Source organism: Oerskovia sp. NPDC057915 (assembly GCF_042887685.1).
GTDB lineage: Bacteria > Actinomycetota > Actinomycetes > Actinomycetales > Cellulomonadaceae > Oerskovia.
In genome coordinates this window covers 129,685-154,466 of record NZ_JBHVOS010000006.1, presented here as the reverse complement: position 1 = coordinate 154,466, position 24,782 = coordinate 129,685, and the positions used below count along the sequence as shown (strand labels likewise).

The 24,782-nt window shown below is 71.9% G+C and carries 27 protein-coding genes; 16 read left to right on the top strand and 11 right to left on the bottom strand.

Annotated elements, in window-relative coordinates; translation table 11 throughout:
• Positions 1-37: 37 nt before the first annotated feature.
• Positions 38-976 carry a heme A synthase gene (locus ACFVQ3_RS06220; RefSeq protein WP_387636395.1) on the bottom strand — a complete coding sequence of 313 codons (939 nt, stop codon included), beginning with the start codon at positions 974-976 and terminating at the stop codon, positions 38-40.
• A gap of 180 nt (positions 977-1,156) precedes the next feature.
• Between ACFVQ3_RS06220 and ACFVQ3_RS06215 the strand changes: the two genes are divergently transcribed.
• On the top strand, positions 1,157-1,987 hold the full coding sequence (locus ACFVQ3_RS06215) for a hypothetical protein (RefSeq protein WP_387636392.1): 831 nt from the start codon (positions 1,157-1,159) through the stop codon (positions 1,985-1,987).
• 25 nt (positions 1,988-2,012) lie between these two features.
• Here ACFVQ3_RS06215 and ACFVQ3_RS06210 read toward each other — a convergent pair whose 3' ends face one another.
• Both ACFVQ3_RS06210 and ACFVQ3_RS06205 read right to left on the bottom strand, forming a co-directional pair.
• Positions 2,013-2,819: an ABC transporter permease gene (locus ACFVQ3_RS06210; RefSeq protein WP_387636389.1), complete on the bottom strand. Its 807-nt coding sequence runs from the start codon at positions 2,817-2,819 to the stop codon at positions 2,013-2,015.
• The gene (locus ACFVQ3_RS06205; RefSeq protein ID WP_387636387.1) at positions 2,816-3,775 is read right to left on the bottom strand and encodes an ABC transporter ATP-binding protein; all 960 of its coding nucleotides are present in this window, start codon (positions 3,773-3,775) and stop codon (positions 2,816-2,818) included. The genes ACFVQ3_RS06210 and ACFVQ3_RS06205 overlap by 4 nt, the downstream gene beginning before the upstream one ends.
• A gap of 171 nt (positions 3,776-3,946) precedes the next feature.
• On the opposite strand from ACFVQ3_RS06205, the gene ACFVQ3_RS06200 reads away from it, so the two are divergent.
• The 8 genes from ACFVQ3_RS06200 (at position 3,947) to ACFVQ3_RS06165 (ending at position 11,033) form a co-directional block, all read left to right on the top strand.
• Entirely contained in the window at positions 3,947-4,843 is an 897-nt protein-coding gene (locus ACFVQ3_RS06200) for a helix-turn-helix transcriptional regulator (RefSeq protein ID WP_387636384.1), read from the top strand.
• Position 4,844: 1 nt separating this feature from the next.
• Positions 4,845-6,299 (top strand): Fe-S cluster assembly protein SufB, encoded by a 1,455-nt coding sequence (gene sufB / locus ACFVQ3_RS06195; RefSeq protein ID WP_191791376.1) that lies wholly within the window; start codon positions 4,845-4,847, stop codon positions 6,297-6,299.
• Complete coding sequence (gene sufD / locus ACFVQ3_RS06190) at positions 6,300-7,532, top strand: Fe-S cluster assembly protein SufD (RefSeq protein ID WP_387636381.1); 1,233 nt, start codon at positions 6,300-6,302, stop codon at positions 7,530-7,532. It abuts the gene before it with no gap.
• Positions 7,533-7,542: 10 nt separating this feature from the next.
• Entirely contained in the window at positions 7,543-7,884 is a 342-nt protein-coding gene (locus ACFVQ3_RS06185) for a non-heme iron oxygenase ferredoxin subunit (protein ID WP_030152220.1), read from the top strand.
• A 34-nt stretch (positions 7,885-7,918) separates the two neighbouring features.
• The gene (gene sufC / locus ACFVQ3_RS06180; protein WP_387636379.1) at positions 7,919-8,686 is read left to right on the top strand and encodes a Fe-S cluster assembly ATPase SufC; all 768 of its coding nucleotides are present in this window, start codon (positions 7,919-7,921) and stop codon (positions 8,684-8,686) included.
• A gap of 82 nt (positions 8,687-8,768) precedes the next feature.
• Positions 8,769-10,067, top strand: a complete 1,299-nt coding sequence (locus tag ACFVQ3_RS06175; protein WP_387636377.1) for a cysteine desulfurase — start codon at positions 8,769-8,771, stop codon at positions 10,065-10,067.
• A gap of 76 nt (positions 10,068-10,143) precedes the next feature.
• Positions 10,144-10,689 (top strand): Fe-S cluster assembly sulfur transfer protein SufU, encoded by a 546-nt coding sequence (gene sufU / locus ACFVQ3_RS06170; RefSeq protein ID WP_387636374.1) that lies wholly within the window; start codon positions 10,144-10,146, stop codon positions 10,687-10,689.
• The gene (locus ACFVQ3_RS06165) at positions 10,686-11,033 is read left to right on the top strand and encodes a metal-sulfur cluster assembly factor (protein WP_056647167.1); all 348 of its coding nucleotides are present in this window, start codon (positions 10,686-10,688) and stop codon (positions 11,031-11,033) included. The genes sufU and ACFVQ3_RS06165 overlap by 4 nt, the downstream gene beginning before the upstream one ends.
• 65 nt (positions 11,034-11,098) lie before the next feature.
• Here the strand turns inward: ACFVQ3_RS06165 and ACFVQ3_RS06160 are convergent, their stop codons facing one another.
• Entirely contained in the window at positions 11,099-11,707 is a 609-nt protein-coding gene (locus ACFVQ3_RS06160; RefSeq protein ID WP_387636370.1) for a dihydrofolate reductase family protein, read from the bottom strand.
• A 126-nt stretch (positions 11,708-11,833) separates the two neighbouring features.
• A complete protein-coding gene (locus tag ACFVQ3_RS06155; RefSeq protein WP_387636368.1) occupies positions 11,834-12,739 on the bottom strand; it encodes a neutral zinc metallopeptidase in 906 nt (301 codons plus the stop codon).
• A gap of 426 nt (positions 12,740-13,165) precedes the next feature.
• Between ACFVQ3_RS06155 and ACFVQ3_RS06150 the strand changes: the two genes are divergently transcribed.
• Complete coding sequence (locus ACFVQ3_RS06150; protein WP_387636365.1) at positions 13,166-14,764, top strand: ABC-F family ATP-binding cassette domain-containing protein; 1,599 nt, start codon at positions 13,166-13,168, stop codon at positions 14,762-14,764.
• A gap of 127 nt (positions 14,765-14,891) precedes the next feature.
• On the opposite strand, the gene ACFVQ3_RS06145 is transcribed toward ACFVQ3_RS06150, so the two are convergent.
• From ACFVQ3_RS06145 to ACFVQ3_RS06135, 3 genes are read right to left on the bottom strand one after another with little or no spacing between them, the layout of a single operon-like run.
• Positions 14,892-15,914, bottom strand: coding sequence for an SURF1 family protein (locus ACFVQ3_RS06145; protein ID WP_387636363.1), 1,023 nt, complete (start codon positions 15,912-15,914; stop codon positions 14,892-14,894).
• Positions 15,911-16,159, bottom strand: a complete 249-nt coding sequence (locus ACFVQ3_RS06140) for a hypothetical protein (RefSeq protein ID WP_030152230.1) — start codon at positions 16,157-16,159, stop codon at positions 15,911-15,913. Before ACFVQ3_RS06140 ends, ACFVQ3_RS06145 begins: the two co-directional genes overlap by 4 nt.
• Positions 16,152-16,691 (bottom strand): DUF3099 domain-containing protein, encoded by a 540-nt coding sequence (locus tag ACFVQ3_RS06135; protein WP_387636360.1) that lies wholly within the window; start codon positions 16,689-16,691, stop codon positions 16,152-16,154. Before ACFVQ3_RS06135 ends, ACFVQ3_RS06140 begins: the two co-directional genes overlap by 8 nt.
• Before the next feature lie 171 nt (positions 16,692-16,862).
• On the opposite strand from ACFVQ3_RS06135, the gene ACFVQ3_RS06130 reads away from it, so the two are divergent.
• The 3 genes from ACFVQ3_RS06130 (at position 16,863) to ACFVQ3_RS06120 (ending at position 19,106) form a co-directional block, all read left to right on the top strand.
• Positions 16,863-17,591 carry a beta-ketoacyl-ACP reductase gene (locus ACFVQ3_RS06130; protein ID WP_030152232.1) on the top strand — a complete coding sequence of 243 codons (729 nt, stop codon included), beginning with the start codon at positions 16,863-16,865 and terminating at the stop codon, positions 17,589-17,591.
• A 163-nt stretch (positions 17,592-17,754) separates the two neighbouring features.
• On the top strand, positions 17,755-18,522 hold the full coding sequence (fabI, locus tag ACFVQ3_RS06125; RefSeq protein WP_387636357.1) for an enoyl-ACP reductase FabI: 768 nt from the start codon (positions 17,755-17,757) through the stop codon (positions 18,520-18,522).
• A 35-nt stretch (positions 18,523-18,557) separates the two neighbouring features.
• The gene (locus ACFVQ3_RS06120; protein ID WP_387636355.1) at positions 18,558-19,106 is read left to right on the top strand and encodes a SixA phosphatase family protein; all 549 of its coding nucleotides are present in this window, start codon (positions 18,558-18,560) and stop codon (positions 19,104-19,106) included.
• Between the two features lie 83 nt (positions 19,107-19,189).
• On the opposite strand, the gene serB is transcribed toward ACFVQ3_RS06120, so the two are convergent.
• Complete coding sequence (gene serB / locus ACFVQ3_RS06115) at positions 19,190-19,855, bottom strand: phosphoserine phosphatase SerB (RefSeq protein ID WP_387636352.1); 666 nt, start codon at positions 19,853-19,855, stop codon at positions 19,190-19,192.
• A 4-nt stretch (positions 19,856-19,859) separates the two neighbouring features.
• Entirely contained in the window at positions 19,860-21,098 is a 1,239-nt protein-coding gene (locus ACFVQ3_RS06110) for a glucose-1-phosphate adenylyltransferase (protein WP_387636350.1), read from the bottom strand.
• A gap of 137 nt (positions 21,099-21,235) precedes the next feature.
• On the opposite strand from ACFVQ3_RS06110, the gene glgA reads away from it, so the two are divergent.
• Positions 21,236-22,456 (top strand): glycogen synthase, encoded by a 1,221-nt coding sequence (gene glgA, locus ACFVQ3_RS06105; RefSeq protein WP_387636347.1) that lies wholly within the window; start codon positions 21,236-21,238, stop codon positions 22,454-22,456.
• Here the strand turns inward: glgA and ACFVQ3_RS06100 are convergent.
• A complete protein-coding gene (locus tag ACFVQ3_RS06100; protein ID WP_387636345.1) occupies positions 22,420-23,250 on the bottom strand; it encodes a hypothetical protein in 831 nt (276 codons plus the stop codon). The two genes, glgA and ACFVQ3_RS06100, sit on opposite strands and share 37 nt — an antisense overlap.
• Positions 23,251-23,277: 27 nt before the next feature.
• Between ACFVQ3_RS06100 and ACFVQ3_RS06095 the strand changes: the two genes are divergently transcribed.
• Positions 23,278-24,063 carry an ABC transporter ATP-binding protein gene (locus ACFVQ3_RS06095; RefSeq protein WP_387636343.1) on the top strand — a complete coding sequence of 262 codons (786 nt, stop codon included), beginning with the start codon at positions 23,278-23,280 and terminating at the stop codon, positions 24,061-24,063.
• A 198-nt stretch (positions 24,064-24,261) separates the two neighbouring features.
• Complete coding sequence (locus ACFVQ3_RS06090; RefSeq protein ID WP_387636341.1) at positions 24,262-24,711, top strand: NfeD family protein; 450 nt, start codon at positions 24,262-24,264, stop codon at positions 24,709-24,711.
• Positions 24,712-24,782: the final 71 nt, after the last annotated feature.

Here is a 24,782-nt window from a genome sequence, read left to right as displayed (position 1 = left end):
GGCCCGTCTCGCCCGCCGTGGACGACGGTCGAGCGTTTCAGTCGCGGACGCGGAACGAGAGCAGCGTCCAGGTGAGCGACGTGATGAGCAGACCCGCGCCCAGCATGTGCGCCGCGACCAGGACCTCGGGCAGTCCCGTGAAGTACTGCACGTAGCCGATGAGGCCTTGCAGCAGGGTCACGACGATCAGCACGACGACGGCCTTGCGGGCGCGGGCAGGTGCGTCCGCCTGCCGGAGCACCCGGACCGCGAGCACGACGAGCACGATCAGGAACAGCCACACCGAGGCCGCGTGGACCTTGCTGATGAGCGCCGGGTCGAGGGCGAAGCGGTACGCGACCTCGTCGTCGCCCCCGTGCGGTCCCGAACCCGTGGCCAGGACCCCCAGGACGAGGAGCGGCACCGAGAGCGCTGCGAGCACGCGGCCGACGACGCGCGTGCTCGCGTCGACGACGGCGACGGGCGCCTTGTCACCCTCGCCGTGGCGGTAGAGCAGGTAGGCCGAGACCCACACGAGCGCTGCCGAGACGAGGAAGTGGAACCCGACGACCGCGGGGTGCAGGTGCAGCAGCACCGTGATCCCGCCGATCACGGCCTGCGCCGCGACGCCACCGAGCGGCGCCCAGCCGAGGCGCCGGTAGGAGGACGAGCGCGAGGTGTCCGTCCACACGAGCACGAGGAGCGCGACCGCGATGACGCCCAGCACGCCCGTGAGCGTGCGGTTGCCGAACTCGATGATCGGGTGGATCGACATCGCGGAGTGGAACTCGGGCGTGAAGCTGCCGGGCTCGCACAAGGGCCACGTCGAGCAGCCGAGGCCCGAGCCCGTGAGGCGCACCGCACCGCCCGTCACGATGATGCCGATCTGGCCGACGAGGTTCGCGACGAGGACCGGTCGGGTCCAGCGGCGGAAGCGGTCGACCTTCGCGTACCAGGCGGGGGACGTGGGTACCGGGGCGAGTTCTGCGCTGCTCACCGTCCAAAGGTAGCCGCGCGGGCGGGGGCGTCTTGACTCGCTGGGCGGGGTCCGGGTGTGACGTTGACCCGGATCGGTCCCGATCACGGGCGCCGACCCGCGGCGCGAACCTCTGGGAAGGCGAGTTCTTGACACGGTCGATACTCTGACCAGACTCTTTCTCGACTGCCAGGGGGTTCCATGGTCGCTCACCGTCCGTCCGTCGCCCTTCGACCCAGCCGGCTGCTCGCGACCGCCGTGACCCTGCTCCTCCTGACGGGTTGCACGTCGGGAGGCGGGTCGCCGTCCGGTCCGAGCACCGCGCCGGAGACCGACCGTGGCGCGGCGAGCGAGGCCCCCGAGAGCCCGGTGCCGGGCCCGACCTCGACCGCCGCGGACGGAGCGGGGAACGGGGCCGAGGAACCGCCCGCCGTGACAGGACCTGCGGACGACCCCGACGAGTACGTGCCGGACCCCGAGGAGGTGCGCCAGGCGCTGGTCGACACCCACACGCCGATCATGGTGCTCCAGCCGAAGGGCTTCTCGGCGTCCCACCGGTTCACGGCCCGCGACGGGTGGACCGTCCTGAGCTCGAACGGGCGGTGCGCCCTGTCCAGCACCACGGTCGCCGCCCCGACGGACGGCCCGACGGACGACGTCCCGGGTGCCGCGCGGGACGCCTCGTTCAGCGTCCTGCGGGACGTCCTCGCGGCCGAGCGGGGAGCGAAGAACGTGTCCGCGGAGTCGGAGTCGCTCGTGTTCGGGGAGGAGCGGACCGAACCGCGCAAGGGCACGAACGTCGCGACCCAGGAATGGACCGTCGAGCGCTCAGGATCGCCCGTCCGGAGCCGGGTCCTGGCTCGGGCGACCACGCGCACGAGCTACTCCGGGGTGGCGATGCGGACCAGCACCGTCCTGTCCTTCGAGTGCACGGGCACGTCGATCGACGAGAAGGCCTGGTCCAGCGTGCTGGAGTGGCTCCGCCTGCCCGCCACGGCCGCCGAGGCCGCAGGAGCGTGGGCAGGCGCCTGAGGCGCGTCCCGGTACCGGCTGCTCCTCAGTGCCAGCGGAACAGCTTGCCCGCACCCCAGCCGAGGGCCGCGGTCCAGCCGAGCAGCACGACCACCGAGAACGCGGGCACCTCGCCGAGGAGCAGGGCGCCGCGCATGGCCTCGCCGAGCGCACCCGACGGGAGCAGCAGCGCGACCTGCTCGAGCGCGCCGGGGAGCTGGGCCGCGGGGACGAGCACGCCGCCCGCGACGGTCAGCAGGACCAGCAGGAGGTTCGCGACCGCGAGCACGCCCTCGGCGCGCAGGGTCCCCGCCAGCAGGAGCGCGAGGCTCGTGAACGCCGCGGTGCCGAGCAGGACCGCGAGCAGCGCGGGCAGGATGCCCGCTGGGTCCGGGGACCAGCCGAGCGCGAGCGCGACGCCGCCGAGCACGACCACCTGGACCACCTCGACCGCGAGCACCCCGAGGATCTTCCCCGCGAGCAGGCCCCCTCGCCCCAGCGGCGTGGTGGACAGCAGCCGCAGGACGCCGTTGCGGCGGTCGAAGGCCGTCGCGATGGCCTGCGACGTGAACGCCGTCGACATGACGGCGAGCGCGAGGACGCCCGGGGTCACGAAGTCGATGCGCGAGTACCCCTGCGTGTCGAGGTCGATGAAGGACGTGCGGGCGAGCCCGACGAGCAGCATCACGGGCAGGATGATCGTCACGAGCAGCTGCTCGCCGTTGCGCAGGATCATGCGCGTCTCGAACGCCGTCTGCGACGCGACCCGGCGCCACGCGGGGGCGGCTCCGTCGGTCGGGGCCGGTGCGGCGGGGTCCGAGGCGACCGGGCCGGCCGTCGTCTGGTCGGTCATCGGAGCTCTCGTCCTGTCAGGTCGAGGAACACGTCCTCGAGGGTGCGGCGGCCGATCGTGAGGCGTGAGGCGAGCGCGCCCTCGTCCGCGAGCCACGCCGTCACGACGGCGACGGTCGACGGGTCGACCGGCCCGGTCACGCTGTACGAGCCGGGCTGCGTCTCGGTGACGGTCCACGGGGAGGTGGGTGACGTCGTCGGGCCGGACTCGACCCGCTTGCGCAAGGCCTCCACGTCCAGGCCCTCGTGCGCCTCGAGCCGCAGCGTGCGGTTCCCGTCCGCGGAGGGGCCCGCGTGCAGGAGCTCCGAGGTCGCGCCCGAGGCGATGACCTGCCCGTGGTCCACGATGTACACGTGGTCCGCGAGGTCCTCGGCCTCGTCCATGAGGTGGGTCGTCAGGACGATCCCGACGCCGTCCGCGCGCAGCTCGCGCACGAGCTCCCACACCGCGTGCCGGCTCTGGGGGTCCATGCCCGCGCTCGGCTCGTCGAGGAACACGACCTCGGGGCGGCCCACGATCGCCGCGGCGAGCGCGAGGCGCTGGCGCTGACCACCCGACAGCCGCCGGACCGTGGTCCGGGCGAAGCTCGCGAGCCCCAGGCGTTCCGTGATCTCCGCCACGTCCCGAGGGTTCGCGTACATCGACGCGACGTGGTGGAGCATCTCGAGCGCGCGCACGCCCGTGGGCAGCCCGCCGTCCTGGAGCATGACGCCGACGCGCGGGCGCAGGTCGCGCGCGTTCAGCAGCGGATCGAGCCCGAGGACCCGCACGCTGCCCTCGTCGGGGGCGCGCAGGCCTTCGCAGCACTCGATCGTGGTGGTCTTGCCGGCCCCGTTGGGGCCGAGGACGGCGGTCACGGCGCCTCGGGAGGCGGTCAGGCTCAGGTGGTCGACGACCGCCCGGCCGTCATAACGCTTGACCACGTCCTGGAGGACGACGGCGGGGGAGTCGGGCACGGTGGCGATTGTAGGGGAGCGGGCTGGGGGCGGCTGTGAGGTAGGCCTTGCTTGCGCCGGAACATTTAGCGCATGAGACTGTTACCTATATCGAAGACGCCTCCCGGGATCGTGCGCGCCCGCGGGCCAGGCGGAAGGATCCCAGCAGGCCGGACGACGTGGAGGTGAGGCATGAGCGACAACGCACGTACCTCCCGCGCCGTGCCGCCCGCAGGACCCCTCGCCGTCCAGGTCGGGAACGACTCGCTCCACGCCGACGGTGACGGCACCACGCGCGAGCGCGTGCTCGCGCTCATCGTCTCCGACGGTCCAGTGAGCGCCGCCTCGCTCGCGACCGACCTCGGCCTCACGCCCGCAGGCGTCCGCCGTCACCTAGCCCAGCTCGAGACCGACGGGCTCATCGCCGTCCACGAGTCGGGCGCGGGCACCGGGCTGCGCGGTCGCCCGGCCCGCCACTACGTCGCGACGAACCGCGGCCAGTCCGAGCTCTCGGGCGCCTACCCCGACCTCGCGACCCAGGCGCTGCGCTACCTGCGCGACGTCGCCGGGGAGGACGCGGTCGAGGAGTTCGCGCACCGCCGCCTCGAGGAGCTCACCGACCGCTACGCGAGCCGCATCACGGCCGACGACGTCGCGGGCCGGGCCGAGCAGCTCGCCACCGTCCTCGCGGAGGACGGGTTCGCGGCGAGCGTGCGACCCGTCGCGGGCACCGCGACCGTCCAGCTCTGCCAAGGGCACTGCCCGGTCCAGCACGTCGCCGAGGAGTTCCCCCAGCTCTGCGACGCCGAGGCCCAGGTCTTCTCCCAGCTCCTCGGCTCGCACGTCCAGCGGCTCGCGACCCTCGCGGGCGGCGGGCACGCCTGCACCACCAACGTCCCCGTGCTCCCCGCGGCGACCCGCGCACCCGAGGCGCGCGACGCCGTCGGGCACCAGACCACCGAACGCCGTGCCACCGCGCGCGGACCGCGCGCCCCGGCGCACCCCCCAGCACGACACCCCGAACCGACAGGTTCATCGACCACCGCCCCACCGCCCCCCTCCGTCGTCGACGGAACGTGGAAGGAATGACATGAGCGCTCCCACCCAGGACACCGCTGGCGTGTCCCAGAGCACCGGCCAGTCCGACGAGGAGATCATCGCCTCGATCGGCTCCTACGGCTACGGCTGGCACGACAAGGACGACGCCGGTGCGACGGCGCAGCGCGGCCTCTCCGAGGCGGTCGTGCGCAACATCTCCGCGCTCAAGAGCGAGCCCGAGTGGATGCTGAACTACCGCCTCAAGGCCCTGCGCCTGTTCGACAAGAAGCCCATGCCCAACTGGGGCAGCGACCTGTCGGGCATCGACTTCGACAACATCAAGTACTTCGTGCGGTCCACCGAGAAGCAGGCCACGTCCTGGGACGACCTGCCCGAGGACATCAAGGAGACGTACGACAAGCTCGGCATCCCCGAGGCGGAGAAGCAGCGCCTCGTCGCGGGCGTCGCGGCCCAGTACGAGTCCGAGGTGGTCTACCACCAGATCAACGAGGAGCTCGAGAAGCAGGGCGTCATCTTCCTCGACACCGACACCGCGCTGCGCGAGCACCCCGAGCTCTTCCAGGAGTACTTCGGCACCGTCATCCCCTCGGGCGACAACAAGTTCGCCGCGCTCAACTCCTCGGTGTGGTCCGGCGGCTCGTTCGTCTACGTCCCCCCGGGCGTCCACGTCGAGATCCCGCTCCAGGCCTACTTCCGCATCAACACGGAGAACATGGGCCAGTTCGAGCGCACGCTGATCATCGCGGACGAGGGCTCGTACGTGCACTACGTCGAGGGCTGCACCGCCCCGATCTACTCGAGCGACTCGCTGCACTCCGCGGTCGTCGAGATCATCGTCAAGAAGAACGCCCGCGTGCGCTACACGACCATCCAGAACTGGTCGAACAACGTGTACAACCTCGTCACCAAGCGTGCGACGGCCGCCGAGGGCGCGACCATGGAGTGGGTCGACGGCAACATCGGCTCCAAGGTCACCATGAAGTACCCCGCGATCTACCTGCTCGGCGAGCACGCCAAGGGCGAGACGCTGTCGATCGCGTTCGCGGGCGAGGGCCAGCACCAGGACGCGGGCGCCAAGATGGTGCACGCCGCCCCCCACACGTCCTCCTCGATCGTCTCGAAGTCCGTGGCGCGCGGCGGTGGGCGCACGTCCTACCGCGGCCTCGTCCAGGTCCTCGAGGGAGCGGAGCACTCCGCCTCCACCGTTCTGTGCGACGCGCTGCTCGTCGACCAGATCTCCCGGTCCGACACCTACCCGTACGTCGACGTCCGCGAGGACGACGTCTCGATGGGTCACGAGGCGACCGTGTCGCGCGTGAGCGAGGACCAGCTGTTCTACCTCATGTCCCGAGGCATGGCGGAGACCGAGGCCATGGCCATGATCGTGCGCGGGTTCGTCGAGCCCATCGCCCGTGAGCTGCCCATGGAGTACGCGCTCGAGCTCAACCGCCTCATCGAACTGCAGATGGAAGGGTCCGTCGGCTAAATGACTACTACTGCGAGCACCACACAGACCGAGCCGGTCGGCCTGAGCACGGACCACTCCCAGGCCGTCCAGGACGGCGCTCACTCGCACGGGGTCGGCGGCACGCCGCAGGGCTCGCGCGCCGAGCGCATCACCTCGTTCGACCCGGACGTCATCACCGCGCCCACGGGCCGCGAGGAGGAGTGGCGTTTCTCCCCGGTCAAGCGCCTCGCCCCGCTGTTCTCGACGACGCTCGGCAGCGCCGGCGTGCGCACGACCGTGGTCGAGGCGCCCGAGGTCGACGTCGCGATCGTCGGCCGTGACGACGAGCGCCTCGGCCGCGCGGGCGTCCCGGGCGACCGCACCGCCGTGACCGCGTGGAACGCGTTCGCCGAGGCGACCGTCGTCACGATCCCCGCCGAGGCGGTGGCCAGCGACATCACGTCCGTGCGCATCGAGGGGCTGTCCGACGAGCCCACCGCGACGCACCTGCTCGTCCACGCCGAGCGCCACAGCGAGTCCGTCGTGGTCATCGACCACGTGGGCTCCGCGACCCTCACCGAGACCGTCGAGATCGTCGTCGAGGACGGCGCGCACCTCACGGTCGTCTCGGTGCAGGACTGGAGCGAGGGCGCCGTGCACGCGAGCTCGCACCGCGCCCGCATCGGCCGCGACGCCAAGCTCAAGCACGTCGTCGTGACGTTCGGCGGCGACGTCGTCCGCGTGACCCCCGACGCCGAGTTCACCGGCACCGGTGGCGAGGTCGAGATGGTCGGCCTGTACTTCGCGGACGCCGACCAGCACCAGGAGCACCGCCTCTTCGTCGACCACGCCGTCCCGAGCTGCAAGTCCCGCGTCACGTACAAGGGCGCGCTGCAGGGCGAGGGCGCGCACACGGTCTGGGTCGGCGACGTGCTGATCCGCACCGAGGCCGAGGGCACCGACACCTACGAGCTCAACCGCAACCTCGTCCTCTCGGACGGCGCGCGCGCGGACTCCGTGCCGAACCTCGAGATCGAGACCGGCCTCATCGAGGGGGCCGGGCACGCCTCGGCCACCGGTCGCTTCGACGACGAGCAGCTCTTCTACCTGCAGGCCCGAGGTATCCCCGAGGCCGACGCCCGTCGCCTCGTGGTCCGCGGCTTCTTCGCCGAGCTCATCCAGGAGATCGGCGTCCCGTCGGTCGAGGAGCGACTGCTCGAGTCGATCGAGGCCGAGCTCGCCAAGTCGATGAGCGTCATCGAAGGCCGGTGACCCGACCCGCATGACTGCACAGCTTGCTTGCATGACCGACGACGTGGCGCCCGAGGAGGCGCTGCGTGTGGAGCTCGAGGGCGAGAGCGGCCCCGTCGAGGTCGCGGTCGTCCGCGACGGTGACGGGAACTGGCACGCCATCTCGGACATCTGCTCCCACGGCGCGGTCTCGCTGTCCGACGGCGAGGTCGAGGGCTGCTTCATCGAGTGCTGGCTGCACGGCTCGCAGTTCGACCTGCGGACCGGCATGCCCACCGCGCTGCCCGCGATGCGCCCCGTGCCCGTCTACCCGGTCACGATCGACGGCGAGCGCGTGCTCGTCGACATCGACCAGACCGTCTCCCCGTCCTGACCCCTGAACTTTCTCGAATACTGGAGAACACCACATGTCCACTCTGGAGATCCGCGACCTGCACGTCAGCGTCGAGACCAAGGAAGGCCCGAAGCCGATCCTGCGCGGCGTCGACCTGACCATCAACGCCGGTGAGACGCACGCGATCATGGGCCCCAACGGCTCGGGCAAGTCGACCCTCGCGTACTCGATCGCCGGCCACCCCAAGTACACGATCACGAGCGGCACCGTGACGCTCGACGGCGAGGACGTCCTCGCGATGACGGTCGACGAGCGTGCCCGCGCGGGCATGTTCCTCGCCATGCAGTACCCGGTCGAGGTCCCCGGCGTGTCCGTCTCGAACTTCCTGCGCACCGCCAAGACCGCGATCGACGGCGAGGCCCCCGCGCTGCGCACGTGGGTCAAGGACGTCAAGGGCGCCATGGAGAACCTGCGCATGGACTCGTCCTTCGCGGAGCGCTCGGTCAACGAGGGCTTCTCCGGTGGTGAGAAGAAGCGCCACGAGATCCTGCAGATGGAGCTCCTCAAGCCGAGCATCGCGATCCTCGACGAGACCGACTCGGGCCTCGACGTCGACGCGCTGCGCATCGTCTCCGAGGGCGTCAACCGCGCCAAGGAGTCCACGGACGTCGGCGTGCTGCTCATCACGCACTACACGCGCATCCTGCGCTACATCAAGCCGGACTTCGTGCACGTGTTCGTCGACGGCCGCATCGCCGAGGAGGGCGGCCCCGAGCTCGCCGAGCGCCTCGAGAACGAGGGCTACGACCGCTTCCTGACGACGGGCGCGGCCACGGCCTGACCTGGGCCTGCGGGGGGCCGGTCCGCCGGCCTCCCGCCCGCCGGACCGCCGGCGGGCACCTGACACCTTGAGGAGACATCCGATGACCACCACCGACACCGTGCGGACCGGCCTGAGCGCCACCGAGCTCGCCGCCGTGCGAGCCGACTTCCCGCTGCTCGCCCGCACGGTGCGGGGTGGCCGTCCGCTCGTCTACCTCGACTCGGGCGCCACGTCGCAGAAGCCGCAGGTCGTCCTCGACACCGAGGTCGACTTCTACGAGGAGCGCAACGCCGCGGTGCACCGCGGCGCGCACCAGCTCGCGGAGGAGGCGACCGAGGCGTTCGAGGACGCCCGGTCCGCGGTCGCCCGCTTCGTCGGGGCCGACGCCGACGAGATCGTGTGGACGTCCGGGGCGACGGCCGCGATCAACCTCGTCACGTACGCGCTGTCGAACGCGACGATCGGTCGTGGGGGAGAGGCGGCCCGCCGCTTCGCCCTGGCTCCGGGCGACGAGATCGTCCTGACCGAGGCCGAGCACCACGCCAACCTCGTGCCGTGGCAGGAGCTCGCCGCGCGCACGGGCGCCGTGCTGCGCTGGTTCGGGGTCGACGACGAGGGGCGCATCCGCGTCGACGAGGCGGCCTCGGTCATCACCGAGCGCACGCGCGTCGTCGCGTTCACGCACGCCTCGAACGTGACGGGCGCGATCACCCCGGTCGCGCCGATCGTGGCGCGGGCCAAGGAGGTCGGGGCGCTCACGTTCCTCGACGCGTGCCAGTCCGTGCCGCACCTACCCGTGGACCTGCACGCCCTCGACGTCGACTTCGCGGCGTTCTCGGGGCACAAGATGCTGGGTCCCACGGGGATCGGGGCGCTCTACGGGCGCCGTGAGCTGCTCGAGGCGCTGCCCCCGGTCACGACCGGCGGGTCCATGATCGAGGTCGTCACCATGACGGAGGCGACGTACATGCAGCCGCCGCAGCGCTTCGAGGCCGGCACGCAGGCCGTCGCACAGATCATCGGTCTGGGTGTCGCCGCGCAGTACCTCGACGAGCTGGGCATGGAGAACGTCGCGGCCCACGAGCACGACCTCACGGTCGAGCTGCTCAGGATCGCGGACATCCCGGGCGTGCGCATCATCGGCCCGGCCGTCCCGGAGGACCGCCTCGCGGTGGTCTCGTTCGTCGTCGAGGGCGTCCACGCGCACGACGTGGGCCAGGTGCTCGACGCCGCCGGCATCGCCGTGCGGGTCGGTCACCACTGCGCCCAGCCCCTGCACCGCCGCTTCGGGATCGCCGCCACGGCACGCGCCTCGGCGTCGGTGTACACGACGTCCGAGGACGTCACGGCGTTCCGGGAAGGTTTGGCGGGGGTCCGGGCGTTCTTCTCAGTGGACTGAGTACCCGCACGTCCCTCACTTGTTCGCGCGGTCCCCACGGCCCCGCAGGATGTACCGAAGGAGCACGACCCCCGCCATGAGCAGCTCGTTGGAGCAGATGTACCAGCAGGTCATCCTCGACCACGCGAAGTCCCCGCACGGGCGAGGGTTCGTCGAGCTGTCGGAGGGCCACCTCCACGGTGAGTCGCACCAGATCAACCCCACGTGCGGCGACGAGGTCACGATGCGCGTCGAGTTCGACACCGCCGACCCGAAGGCCCCGACCATCTCGAGCGTGAGCTGGGAGGGTCAGGGCTGCAGCATCTCGCAGGCCTCGCTGTCCGTGCTCACGGACCTCGTGACCGGCGCGCCCGTCGCGGAGTCCGAGCACCTCGGCGACGTCTTCCGCCAGCTCATGCAGTCGCGCGGCAAGGGCCTCGACGACGACCTCGAGGACCAGCTCGGCGACGCCACGGCCTTCACCGGGGTCGCACAGTTCCCGGCCCGCATCAAGTGCGCGCTGCTCGGCTGGGCCGCCCTGCGTGACACCCTGGCGACGTCCGGGGTCCTCGCAGACGCCCACGCCACCCAGCCCGAGCTCGACCAGACCCCGTCCACTCAGTCACCTCAGGAGAACCGATGACGACCGAGACCCCCGCCGCCTCCGCGGCGCCGACCCCGCCGACCGCGGCCGACGTCGAGGAGGCCATGCGCGACGTCATCGACCCCGAGCTCGGGATCAACGTCGTCGACCTCGGCCTCGTCTACGGCATCCAGGTCGACCAGAACAACCACGCGGTCATCGACATGACGCTCACGTCCGCGGCCTGCCCGCTGACCGACGTCATCGAGGACCAGACGGCGCAGTCCCTCGACGGGCTGATCGACGGCTTCCGCGTCAACTGGGTCTGGATGCCGCCGTGGGGCCCCGAGAAGATCACGCAGGACGGCAAGGACCAGCTGCGCGCGCTGGGCTTCAACGTCTGACCTGAGCAACGGCTTCGCCGAGGTCCGTCACCCCTCACGGGGTGGCGGACCTCGCTGCATCCGCTCTATCCGTCGGCAGGCTGGAGGGGAGGGCCGTCCAGGACGCGTGGGCGGTACTCGACGAACTGGATGCCGGTGTCGAACGTGCGATGGTCGATCATCTCGAGGGCCACGTCGGGGTAGCCGTCGTAGATCCGTTCCGATCCCGTCGCGCCGGTGATCACGGGGAACATCCCGACCCGGAACCGGTCGACGAGGCCGGCGCTCAGCAGCGCCCGTGCCACGCTGAGACTGCCGATCGTGCTGAGGATCCCGTCCTCCTCGTCCTTCATGGCGCGCACCGCCTCTACGGCGTCGCCGCGCACCAGCGTGGAGTTGGCCCACGTCAACGGCTCGGCGAGCGTGCTGGAGAAGACCACCTTCCGAGCCGCCGTGAGCTCGTCGACCGACGCCTCCTCGTCGGCCGTGAACTCGTCCGTCCCTTCCGGCATCTGACCGGCCGCGAAGCCCGACATCAGCCGGTAGGTGTTCGCGCCCATCAGGTAGGTGACCTCGGGCTGCTCCTGCAGCCACGTGAGGTATTCAGGGCCTTCGAGCCCCCAGAACCCGGGCCAGCCCTCGCCCGACGCGTAGCCGTCGAGCGAGGTGATGAAGTCGACCAGCAGCTCAGCCATCTGTCCGTCCCCGTTCTCGTCGTTCCCGTGCGATGGTGCCGTCACCGTGCGATGGTGCCGCTCGGCGGCGGCCTTGCCTCCTCGGTGAGACGGCGGCACGACCGAGAACTCATCGGTCCGTGGCGCTCAGAGCGTCGACGCCTCCAGCGCGTTGCAGTCCTGGAACGTCCCGCCGTCGTAGCCCGTCATGAACCAGCGCTGCCGCTGCTCGCTCGACCCGTGGGTCCACGCCTCGGGGTTCACCGAGCCGGTCGCGGACTGCTGGATGCGGTCGTCTCCCACGGCGGAGGCTGCAGAGAGGGCGTCCTTCAGCTCGGCCGGCGTGATCTCCTGGAGGAACGGCACGCCGGTCTGGGGGTCGATCGTCGTGGCCGCGTTCCCCGCCCACATGCCTGCGAAGCAGTCGGCCATGAGCTCGATGCGCACCGAGTCGGACTCGGGCCCCGTCCCGGAGCGGTCTGCCGACGCCATGACACCGGAGAGCTGCTCGATGTGGTGGCCGAACTCGTGCGCCGTGACGTACTCCTCGGCGAGGGGGCCGCCCGAGGACCCGAAGCGGTCGCGCAGCTCGTCGAAGAACGACACGTCGATGTAGACGGTCTGGTCGGGCGGGCAGTAGAACGGCCCGACGGCGCTCGTCGCCCCGCCACAGCCGGTCTGCGTCGAGCTGGTGAAGCTGTAGACCTCCGGGAGGACGTACTCGACGCCGACCTGCGCGGGGAGCGCCTCGGCCCAGTAGGCGTCGAGCGACTGGGCTGTCGCCGACAGGCGGCACTCGCGCTCGCTGTTGGCCTGCTCGGCCGTGCAGTCGTCGACGAACTGCTGCTGCCCCGTGTCCTCCGCCCCCGAGGGCTGGACGACCTCGTCGCTCACCGCGCCGAGGACGCTCCCCAGGTCACCACCGTTGAGGAGCGCGATCACGACCGCCACGAGCACGGCCGCGATGCCGCCGCCCGCGATCACGGGCGCCTTGCCGCGCCCGCCCTTGCGGACCCGACCACCTTCGAATGAACCACCCTCGTTGAACGTCACGGGTCAACGCTACTCGTCGTCGCAGGTCACGGCGCTCTGCGGTGCACCGCCGGATCGGGCGTCGCGGCACCGTCGGCTCCAACGGCGCGGCTAGCGGCCCGACGACGCCGCTCACCCCAGCCGTCGCCGCCCCCACCCGCAGCACGCGGGCCGCAGCCCGCCCCCGGAAGGCGAGCACCGCCGTCGGGCAGGCGGGGGCTGAGAACGGGGTTGAGGCCGCCACAGCCCCCAGAACGGCCGCAACCCCGTTCTCGACAACCAGGCGAGACCGGCCGGCCCGCACTGTGACGGACCAGCCCGCGAAATCCCGTTCCGTCCCCGGTCTCGCGGCACTAGAATCGGTGGCGTTTGTGTCTCGCGCACAGCGCGACCGCGCAAACCCCTACACCCCCTGAACACCCCACCATCCCGCCGGAGGAACTCTCTGTGATCACTGCCCACGCCGTCGAGCTGCGCGTCGGCGCCCGCGTCCTGCTGGACGAGGCGTCCTTCCGCATCGCTGCCGGAGACCGGATCGGCCTGGTGGGTCGCAACGGAGCGGGCAAGACCACCCTGACGAAGACCCTCGCGGGGGAGACCCAGCCCACGGCCGGGCAGATCGTGCGCACGGGCGACGTCGGCTACCTGCCGCAGGACCCGCGCACGGGCGACCTCGACGTGATCGCGATGGACCGCGTGCTCTCGGCGCGCGGGCTCGACGTGCTCGTGCGCAAGATGCGCGAGACCGAGGGCGAGATGGCGAGCGCCGACGCGGACACCCACCTCGCCGCGATGGAGCGCTACCCCAAGCTCGAGGAGCGGTTCACTGCCGCGGGCGGCTACGCCGCGGAGAGCGAGGCGCAGCGCATCACCTCGAACCTGGGGCTCGACGACCGCATCCTCGCGCAGCCCCTCAAGACCCTCTCAGGTGGTCAGCGCCGACGCATCGAGCTCGCGCGCATCCTGTTCTCGGGCGTCGAGACGCTGCTGCTCGACGAGCCGACCAACCACCTCGACGCCGACTCGATCCTGTGGCTGCGCGACTACCTGAAGAACTACTCGGGCGGCTTCGTGGTCATCAGCCACGACGTCGAGCTGCTCTCGGCGACCGTCAACAAGGTCTTCTACCTCGACGCGACGCGCGGCGTCCTCGACCAGTACAACCTGGGCTACCGGGCGTACCTCGAGCAGCGCGAGACCGACGAGCGCCGTCGTCGTCGTGAGCGCGCCAACGCCGAGAAGAAGGCCGGCACGCTGCTCGCGCAGGCCGAGAAGATGCGCGCCAAGGCCACCAAGGCCGTGGCGGCGCAGAACATGATCAAGCGCGCCGAACGTATGCTCTCAGGTCTCGAGGGTGAGCGCGTGAGCGACAAGGTCGCCAAGCTGCGGTTCCCGACCCCGGCCCCGTGCGGGCGCACGCCCATCACGGCCGAGGGCCTGTCCAAGTCGTACGGCTCGCAGGAGATCTTCGCGGGCGTCGACCTCGCGATCGACCGCGGCAGCCGCGTCGTCGTCCTCGGGCTCAACGGTGCGGGCAAGACCACGCTGCTGCGCATCCTCGCGGGCGTCGAGAAGCCCGACACGGGCGAGGTCGTCGCGGGGCACGGGCTCAAGCTGGGCTACTACGCCCAGGAGCACGACACGCTCGACATGGACGTGACGGTCGTCGAGAACCTGCGCCACGCCGCGCCGGACCTCACCGACACCCAGGTCCGCTCGGTCCTCGGCTCGTTCCTGTTCTCCGGGGACGACGCCAACAAGCCGACCAACGTCCTGTCCGGTGGCGAGAAGACGCGCCTCGCGCTCGCGACCATCGTGGTCTCCGGGGCGAACGTGCTGCTCCTCGACGAGCCCACCAACAACCTCGACCCGGCCTCGCGCGCCGAGATCCTCGACGCCCTCAAGAACTACGAGGGAGCGGTCGTCATGGTCACCCACGACGACGGCGCGGTCGAGGCGCTCTCCCCGGAGCGCGTCCTGCTGCTGCCCGACGGCGACGAGGACCTGTGGAACGACTCCTACGCGGAGCTCATCTCCCTGGCCTGACGCGGGCCGAGGGCCCGCAGCGCCACCCGGCGCGCCGGGCGCGGGGACACGAACGGCCCGCCTGCTCCTCGGAGCGGGCGGGCCGTCGTCGTCTCTCGCCGTTCGTGGAGCGGGGCCGCCCGCCCGGTCAGGGGCGCGGCTCAGGGAGCTGCGCGTCGACGAGCGCGTCCTCCTCCTCCTCGGCCGTGGGGCCACGCCTGCGGCGCGGCGGGGTCTCGCCCGGACCGCGGCCCGACGCCCGCTGCTCGCCGAGCAGGTCGCCCGCGGTCACGGTCTCGCGCTTCTCGCGGCGGATCAGGATGAGGAACCCGCCGATCGCGCCCGCCGCGAACACGAACCACTGGAACGTGTACGACAGGTGCGAGCCGGGGTCGGTGTCCGGCACCGGGAGCGAGCGCAGCGAGGCAGCAGGAGCGGGATCCTCGGCCCGGAGCGAGCCGTACGCACCGACGGTCGCCCCCTCGGCCCACGCGGCGCCGTCGGGCCCCTCGGCGAGGACCTGGGCCGTGTTGATGGCCTGGACCTGCCCGGCCGGGGCGTCACGACGGGACGCGGGCTCGTCCGCGCGCAGGCTCACGGTCACCTCGACCGTGCCCGCCGGGGGAGCGGGCACCGCGTCGGGGGCGCTCGCGTCCGCGCCGAGCGGCACGAAGCCGCGGTCGACGACCATGACGACCTTCTCGCTGCCGTCGGTCGGGGTCGTCACGAACGGCACCAGGACGTGGAACCCGGCCTTGCCGCCGGCGGGACGGTTGCGCAGCAGGACCGTGGCGTCCTCGACGTAGGAGCCCTCGAGCGTGACGCGCTGCCACACGTCCTGGGGGTCCAGGACGGTGCCCGGGCCGTCGAGGACGTCCGTGAGCGGCACGGGCTCGGCGTCGTAGTTCGACTCGATGATCTCGATCTGCGCCGACCGCGACTCGTACCGGTGCCACTGCCAGCGCCCCGCGAGGACGCACAGCGCGGCCACGAGCAGCACCCCGAGCGCGAGCGTGACCCACTGGCGCAGCGTCCGGGGCTCGGCCTTGGCGTCACGCGACACGTCGTGCGCGAGCTGGGCCGCGTCGGGCTGCCGGGCGCCCTGCGGGGCGGCCTCGTCGGGCCCGGTGGGCCCGGCGGGGAGGTCGGGGCCGGGAGAGGGCAGGGTCACAGCTCGGGCCGGCGCTCGAGGTCCGCGACGGGCACGGTCTGCTTCCAGAAGTCACGGGCGCCGAGGAACGTCTCGAGGTGCTCGCGGTGGTCGTCGCACGCGAGCCACACCTTGCGGCGCTCGGGCGTGTGCAGCTTGGGGTTGTTCCAGAGCAGCCCCCAGACGGCCTCGGCGGGGCAGCCCTTGCCGCTGCAGATCAGCTCGCCCTCGTCGACGGGGTCGGCGAGGTGGAGGAGGTCAACCATCGTGCGGCTCCTGGTCGGTGGTTCGGTCGGTTCGGTCGGTCGTCGGGTGTGCGGCCTGGTCGGGGGTCCGGCTCGGGGCCCGGTCGGCGGACCGGGCCGTGTCCGCCGTGTCCGCCGTGTCCGCCGCGTCGGCAGCAGGAGGCGCGTCGGCAGCGGAGGGAGCGTCGGCAGCGCCCGGTGCGTCGCCGGCGGCGGGAGCGTCGTCGCGCACCCGGCCCTCGTCGTCGACCTCGACGACCCGCCCGAGGCTCGGGTGGTCGGGCGCGGCCTCGACCTGGAGGCGCTCCATGGGCGAGACGTCGTAGGACTTCTGGTCGCGTCCCGCGTTGACGAGCAGCACCGCGACGTACGGCAGGACGATCGCGGCGCCGATCAGGACGAACGAGAACCACCCGTGGACGATCACCGCCGCGAGGAAGCACACGAGCCGGATCCCCATCTGGATGAGGTAGCGCTTGGTGCGCCGCGCCTGGTCCTCCGCGAGCGACTCCGGTGCGTTCGAGATGCTCGGCACCTGGTTGTTGCTGCTCACCCCTCCATCCTACGTTTGTCGGAACCCGACAAAGGACCCCCGCCGCCTGTGATGGTCCCTGCGCGCACGCGGTCCGGGGCGCGGGGTACGGTCGTGGCGGCGACGTGCCGGCCGTGCGGGACCTCTCCCGCCGCAGGCGTCGCCTCCCAGCCACCCGAACGAGGAGATGTCGTGTCCGAAGCCCCCGCTTCCCCCGCCCCGCGCACCGTGGTCGTCACGGGCGCCAACCGGGGCATCGGCCGCTCGATCGCCGAGCGCTTCGTCGCCAACGGCGACCGCGTCGCGACGATCTACCGCAGCGGCGACCTCCCCGAGGGAGTCTTCGGCGTCGTGGGCGACATCACCGACACCGACGCGGTCGACGCCGCGTTCACCGCGATCGAGGCCGAGCTCGGCCCCGTCGAGGTCCTCGTCGCGAACGCGGGCGTGACGCGCGACCAGCTCCTCATGCGCATGACCGACGACGAGTTCGAGTCGGTCATCGACGTGAACCTCACGGGGACGTTCCGCTGCGTGCGCCGCGTCTCCAAGGGCATGATCCGCCTGCGCCGTGGCCGCATCGTCCTCATCTCCTCGGTCGTGGGCCTGTACGGCGGCCCGGGGCAGGTCAACTACTCGGCCTCCAAGGCCGCGCTGGTCGGCATGGCCCGTTCCATCACGCGTGAGCTGGGCGGGCGCGGCATCACGGCGAACGTCGTGGCCCCCGGCTTCATCGAGACCGCCATGACGGCCGAGCTGCCCGAGGAGCGTCAGAAGCAGTACAAGGCCAACATCCCTGCGGGGCGCTTCGCCCAGGCGGACGAGGTCGCGGGGGTCGTGCAGTTCCTCGCCTCGCCCGACGCGGGGTACATCAGCGGCGCCGTGATCCCCGTCGACGGCGGCCTCGGCATGGGCCACTGAGGCCACCGGCGGGCGCGGACCGGGCGGACCCGGACCGCCGCGCACGCCACCGGGGAGCACGGCGTGTTCCTCGACACACCGCACGACCCCTCCAGAACTGTCGGTGCGGGTCGTCCATGAGTACGCTCAAGCAGCGCACGACGAAAGAACGGAAGAAGAACTGATGGGTCTGCTCGAAGGCAAGAAGCTCCTGGTCACCGGTGTCCTCACCGACTCCTCGATCGCGTTCCACGCGGCCCGGCTCGCGCAGGAGGAGGGGGCCACGGTCGTGCTCTCCTCGTTCGGTCGCCAGATGAAGCTCACGCAGGCGTTCGCCAAGCGCCTGCCCGTCGAGGCGCCCGTCGTGCAGCTCGACGTGACGAACGAGGAGGACCTCGCGGCCCTGGCGGACGCGGTCCGTGAGCACGTCGACTCGCTCGACGGCGTCGTGCACTCGATCGGGTTCGCGCCGCAGTCCGTCATGGGCGGCAACTTCCTCTCCGCGAGCTGGGAGGACGTCGCGACGGCTCTGCAGGTCTCGACCTTCTCGTACAAGTCCCTCGCCGTGGCCGCCAAGCCGCTCATGACGAACGGTGGCGCCGTCGTCGGTCTGACGTTCGACGCGCAGTTCGCGTGGCCCGTGTACGACTGGATGGGCGTCGCGAAGGCCGGGCTCGAGTCCGCGAACCGCTACCTCGCGCGCGACCTCGGTCCCGAGGGCATCCGCACGAACCTCGTCTCCGCGGGCCCGATCCGCACGACGGCCGCGAAGTCGATCCCCGGGTTCGAGCAGATGGAGGACGGCTGGCCGACGCGCGCACCGCTCGGCTGGGACCAGATGTCCGCCGAGCCCGCCGCACGCGCGGTCGTCGCTCTCCTGTCAGACTGGTTCCCGGCGACGACGGGGGAGATCGTGCACGTCGACGGCGGCGTGCACGCCATGGGTCTGTGACGAGAGGGACGAACGTGCGAGATGGCCGATCGGCGGTGTCGTTCGACGCCACCGGGTCCGGGGCACCGGGCCGTACGCACCGGCTGGTGCTGCTCCGGCACGCCAAGGCGGAGCCTGCGGGGGGCGTCGACGACGTCCTGCGCCCGCTCGCGCTCAACGGTCGGCGCCAGGCCGGCCGGGTCGGTGCTGCTCTCGCCCACTCCGCGCTCGTCCCCGAGCTCGTCCTGTGCTCCTCGGCGCTGCGCACGCGCCAGACCTGGGAGCTGCTAGCCGCGAACCTCGGCGACGTCGCGCCCGAGGTCGTGGTGACGGACACGCTGTACGCCGCGGGGGTCAAGGACGTCGTGGACCTGGTCCACGGCGCCGACTCGCGTGTGCGGACGCTCCTCGTGATCGGTCACGAGCCGACCATGGCGGCCTCGGCCGCGCACCTGGCCTCCTCCGGCTCGGACTCGGGCGCCCTGGCGCAGGTCCGTGTCGGGGTCCCGACCGCGACGTACAGCGTGCTGGAGTCCCTCACGCCGTGGAGCGAGTGGACCGACGGCGTCGCGAACCTGACGTACGTCGGGCGCCCGTCGAGCTGAGGTCGGCTCGCGACCGCTCCCGACGTCTCGAAGGCCCCCTCCTCCCGCAGACCGGGAAGAGGGGGCCGTCGTCGTGCCGGAGGTCAGGCCGTCCGGTCCTGCGCGTCGATGATGTCCAGCACGGCGTCGAGGCGCGGTCCCGGCACCGAGTAGGGCGCCTGGTCGACCACGAGGGGCTTGGCGGCGAACGCGATCCCGATCCCCGCGGCGCCGATCATGTCGAGGTCGTTGGCGCCGTCGCCGATCGCGACGGTGTCCGCCATGTCGACGCCCTCGGCGGTCGCGAGGTCGCGCAGCGTGACCTCCTTGGTGGCCCTGTCGATCACGGGACCGGTCGTGCGACCCGTGAGGCGACCGTCCGAGACCTCGAGGCGGTTCGCGCGGAAGTGCGTGATCCCCAGCCGCGCGGCCAACGGGGCCACGATCTCCTCGAAGCCACCGGACACGAGCGCCACGGTCCACCCGCGGCGCTGGAGCTCGGCGACGAGCTCAGGGGCGCCGGGCGTGAGCGTGACCCGCTCGAGCACGTCCTCGAACGCGCTGACCGGGACCCCGGCCAGGGTCGCGACCCGTTCGCGCAGCGACTCGGCGAAGTCGATCTCACCGCGCATCGCGCGCTCGGTGACGTCCGCGACGAGCTCGCGCGTCCCGGCGTGGTCGGCGAGGAGCTCGACGACCTCCTGCGTGATGAGCGTGGAGTCCACGTCCATCACGACGAGGCGGCGGGTCGAGGCGGGGCGGGCGGTCATGGTGCTATTCAACGATGGTTCCCTTGGGGACGACGGTGATGCCCGAGTCGGTGACCGTGAAGCCCCGGGCGCGGTCCTGCTCGGGGTCGAGGCCGATGCGGGCGCGCTCGGACACGATCACGTTCTTGTCGAGGATCGCGCGGTGGACCTGGGCGTGCCGCTCGACCTGGACCCCGTCCATGAGGACGGAGTCGGAGACGGACGACCAGGAGTGCAGGTAGACGCCGGGGGACAGGACGGAGCCCACGACGGTCGCGCCGGAGATGATGACGCCGGGGGAGACGAGCGAGTCCGCGGCGTGCCCCAGACGGCCCTGTCCCGAGTGGACGAACTTGGCCGGCGGCAGACCCACGTACCCGGTGTGCAGGGGCCACTCGTCGTTGTACAGGTTGAAGACGGGCGTGATCGAGATGAGGTCCTTGTTCGCGTCGTAGTACGCGTCCAGGGTCCCGACGTCGCGCCAGTAGTCGCGGTCCCGGTCCGTGGAGCCGGGGACGTCGTTGCGGATGAAGTCGTAGACGCCCGCGGTGCCGCGCGCGACGAAGGCCGGGACGATGTCCCCGCCCATGTCGTGGCGGGAGTCCGGGTCGCTCGCGTCGGCCGTGACGGCGGCCACGAGCGCGTCGGCGTCGATGACGTAGTTCCCCATCGACGCGAGGATCTCGCCGGGGGAGTCGGCCAGGCCGACGGGGTCGGTCGGCTTCTCGAGGAATGCGCGGATCTTGGCCGGGTCCTCGGGGTCGGTGTCGATGACCCCGAACTGGTCTGCCATGGAGATGGGCTGGCGGATGCCGGCGACGGTGAGCTCGGCGCCCGAGGCGATGTGCGCGTCGACCATCTGGGAGAAGTCCATGCGGTACACGTGGTCCGCACCGACGACCACGACGATGTCGGGGCGTTCGTCCTCGATGATGTTGAGGCACTGGTAGATCGCGTCGGCGCTGCCGAGGTACCAGTGCTTGCCCACCCGCTGCTGTGCCGGCACCGGCGCGACGAAGTTCCCGAGCAACGACGACATGCGCCACGTCTTGGTGATGTGGCGGTCGAGGCTGTGGGACTTGTACTGCGTCAGCACGACGATGTGCAGGTAGTGCGAGTTCACCAGGTTCGACAGCGCGAAGTCGACCAGGCGGTAGATGCCGCCGAACGGTACGGCCGGCTTGGCGCGGTGGGCGGTGAGCGGCATGAGCCGGTTGCCCTCGCCACCGGCGAGGACGATTGCAAGGACACGTGGGGCGGCCATGGGCAAAACCTTAAGGCCCAGAGCGTGGTTCGTATCGCCCGAACCGCAGGGTGGGCGCGGTTCGTCCCACGACGTGGTGACGACCGACGGGTGGGGCGGTGCGCACGAGTCCCGCGGACCGCGCTAGCGTGTGGCGCGTGAGAGTCGACCTGCTGACCCGTGAGTACCCGCCCTACGTCTACGGAGGCGCGGGCGTGCACGTCGCCGAGCTGTCCCGTGTGCTGCGCGAGCGCATCGACGTGCACGTCCGCGCGTTCGACGGACCGCGTGCCGAGGAGGGAGTGACGGGCTACTCGGTCCCCGGCTCGCTCTCGTCGGCGAACCCGGTGCTGGGCACCTTCGGCGTGGACCTGGCGATGGCGGACGACGTCGCGGGCGCGGACCTCGTGCACTCGCACACCTGGTACGCGAACCTCGCCGGCCACCTGGCCTCGCTCCTGCACGGGATCCCGCACGTGCTCAGCGCGCACTCGCTCGAGCCGCTGCGGCCGTGGAAGGCCGAGCAGCTCGGCGGCGGCTACGCGCTGTCCGGCTGGGCCGAGAAGACGGCCTACGAGGCGGCCGCGGGCATCATCGCGGTCTCGGCGGGCATGCGCGCGGACATCCTGCGCTGCTACCCGGACGTCGACCCGGCCAAGGTCCACGTGGTCCACAACGGGATCGACCTGGACGGGTGGCGTCGTCCCGAGTCCGAGGCGCAGGTCGCCGCGGCGGACCGCGTGGTCCGTGACCTCGGGATCGACCCGGAGCGCCCGGCCGTGGTCTTCGTGGGGCGCATCACGCGCCAGAAGGGCCTGCCGTACCTGCTGCGGGCTGCCGCCGAGCTGCCCCCCGAGGTCCAGCTGGTCCTGTGCGCGGGCGCCCCGGACACCCCCGAGATCGCGACGGAGGTCAGCGAGGCCGTGGCCCGCCTGGCCGAGCAGCGCACCGGGGTGGTCTGGATCGAGCAGATGCTCCCGCGCGAGGAGCTCGTCGCGGTCCTCGCCGCCTCGACGGTCTTCGTGTGCCCGTCGGTCTACGAGCCGCTCGGCATCGTCAACCTCGAGGCGATGGCCGTGGGCCTGCCGGTCGTGGGGTCCGCGACGGGCGGCATCCCTGAGGTGATCGACGACGGCGTCACGGGCCACCTGGTCCCGATCGAGCAGGTCGACGACGGGACGGGCGCGCCCGTGGACCCGGACCGGTTCGTCGCCGACCTCGCCGCGGCGCTCGTCGCGGTCGTGTCCGACCCGGAGAGGGCCCGGGAGATGGGCCGCGCGGCCCGCACCCGGGTCGAGGACCACTTCGCGTGGGACGCGATCGCGGACCGCACGCTCGAGGTCTACCGCAGCGTGCTCGGGTCCGGCCCGGTCGCGTAGCGCGCCGTCGCGGCGGACATGGCCCGCCGCGCGGCCCGGTCGACCTCGCGCAGGGCGGTCGAGCGCTGGTCGGCCTGCCACAGGTTGACCGCGCCGCCGTCGTCGGCCGTGGCGAGGTCGACGATGGCCCGCAGCCGTGCGGCCTGCGCGAGCACGCGCACGCGGCGCGCCTCGGCCTCCCCGCGCACCGCGGGCAGGGGCCAGTCCGGGGGAGTCGTGGACCGCAGCGACGCGATGGTCTCGGCCGCGTCCTCGCGCCAGCGAGCGACGTCGAGCGAGGCGAGGGCCTCGGTCGCGGTCAGGAGGGCCACGCGCAGGTCGCGCTCGGCGTCGGCCAGCGGCCCGACGGCGGCGAGCACCTGGGTGCGCCACGCCGGGACGGGCGTCACGTGCCACGCGACGAGGTGACCCGTCTCGTACACCGAGCCGAACTCCGTGATCTCGGGCACGAGAGCCCAGGCGCCGTCGGCGGACTGCACGAGGAGGCACTCCTGCGCGTCGGTCGCGTCCGCGCTCACGGCGGCCGGTGTGCCCAGGACGTCGCCCGGGGCAGGGAGGACCGCGCAGACCTCGACCGGGCCGCGGGTCCAGCGCGTGAGGAGCTCGAGGAGCGTCGAGGCGTCGTCCGACCCCTCGACGGTGTGAGGTTCGTCGTCCTGCCGGACGGCTGCGACGGCACGACGGATCAGCGCGTCGTCGGGGGTCCGGGCCGCGCCGGGCTGCGGGGCCAGGGCCTGCACCCACAGGGCGAGGACGACGGCGCGGGGGAGCGGGAGGGTCGAGTGGGATTCCACGTCAGCCAACCTATAGGGTCGTGTCCCATGAGCTCGGTTCTGGACCTGCAGGCAGTCACGGTGCGCCGTGGCACGAAGACCATCCTCGACTCCGTGGACTGGCAGGTGAACGAGGGCGAGCGGTGGGTGATCCTGGGCCGCAACGGCGCCGGGAAGACGACCCTGCTGCAGATCGCGGCCGCGCGCATGCACCCCACCTCGGGGACCGCGGACCTGCTGGGCGAGCGCATCGGGCGCACCGACGTGTTCGAGCTGCGCCCCCGCATCGGGCTCGCGAGCGCGGCGCTCGCGGAGCAGATCCCCGCCGAGGAGACCGTGCGCAACGTGGTGCTGACCGCGGCGTACGGGGTCACGGGTCGCTGGCGGGAGACGTACGAGGACTTCGACGCCGAGCGTGCGGACGACCTCCTCGCGGCCTTCGACGTCCTGCCGCTCGCCGAGCGCCTCTTCGGGACGCTGAGCGAGGGCGAGCGCAAGCGCGTCCAGATCGCCCGCGCCCTCATGACGGACCCCGAGCTGCTGCTCCTCGACGAGCCCGCAGCGGGTCTCGACCTGGGTGGGCGCGAGGAGCTCGTGGGTGCCCTCTCGGAGCTCGCGACGGATCCCGCCTCGCCCGTGCTCGTGCTGGTCACGCACCACGTCGAGGAGATCCCGCCGGGCTTCACGCACGTCCTGCTCCTCAAGGACGGTGCGGTGCACCGCGCGGGCCCGCTGACCGAGGTGCTCACGGCCGAGAACCTCAGCGAGGCGTTCGGCCTGCCCCTGTTCGTCGCGCACGGCGGCGGTCGCTGGTTGGCGCGCGCGGCCCGCTGACGGGCCGTCGTGGCTCGTCGCCCGTCGTTGGACGAGGTGGCTGACGGGGCCCGTCGAAGGTCGCGCACGGTGGCGTACGCGACACGCCCGATAGGTGCACGGATCTCGTTCTTCCGGTAAAATCTGGGCAAAGAACGCAGGTGGTGTCGACACGTCGACGACGTGCAGCGAACGAGCCTCACGACGGAAGGAACCGTCATGGACTGGTTGTGGTGGGTCGGGGCAGGTCTGCTCTTCGTCCTCATCGAGATCATCTCCCTCGACCTCGTGCTGATCATGTTCGCAGGCGGGGCGTTCGCTGCGGCCGGCGTGAACGCGGCCGGTGGCCCGCTGTGGCTGCAGATCATCACGTTCGCCGTGGTGTCGGCCGCCCTGCTGCTCTCGCTGCGCCCCTGGCTCCTTCGTCACCTGCGCCACCGCGTCCCGCTCGCCGAGACCGGGGCGGCTGCCCAGATCGGCCGGACCGCCGTCGTCGTGGACCGCGTGACCGAGCTCAGCGGCCGGATCAAGCTCCAGGGCGAGATCTGGAGCGCCCGGGCCGTGGACGGCTCGCCCGAGCTGCCGATCGGTGCCGAGGTCCGGGTCGTGCGCATCGACGGCGCGACCGCGGTCGTCCAGTCGCTCGCCTCGGACAGCCACACGGTCTGACCGTGGCCGCGGCGTCCGTCCTCGGCGCCTCGGTGCACCCGCGGTCCTCAGCGGCGTCCCGTCGGCCGCGG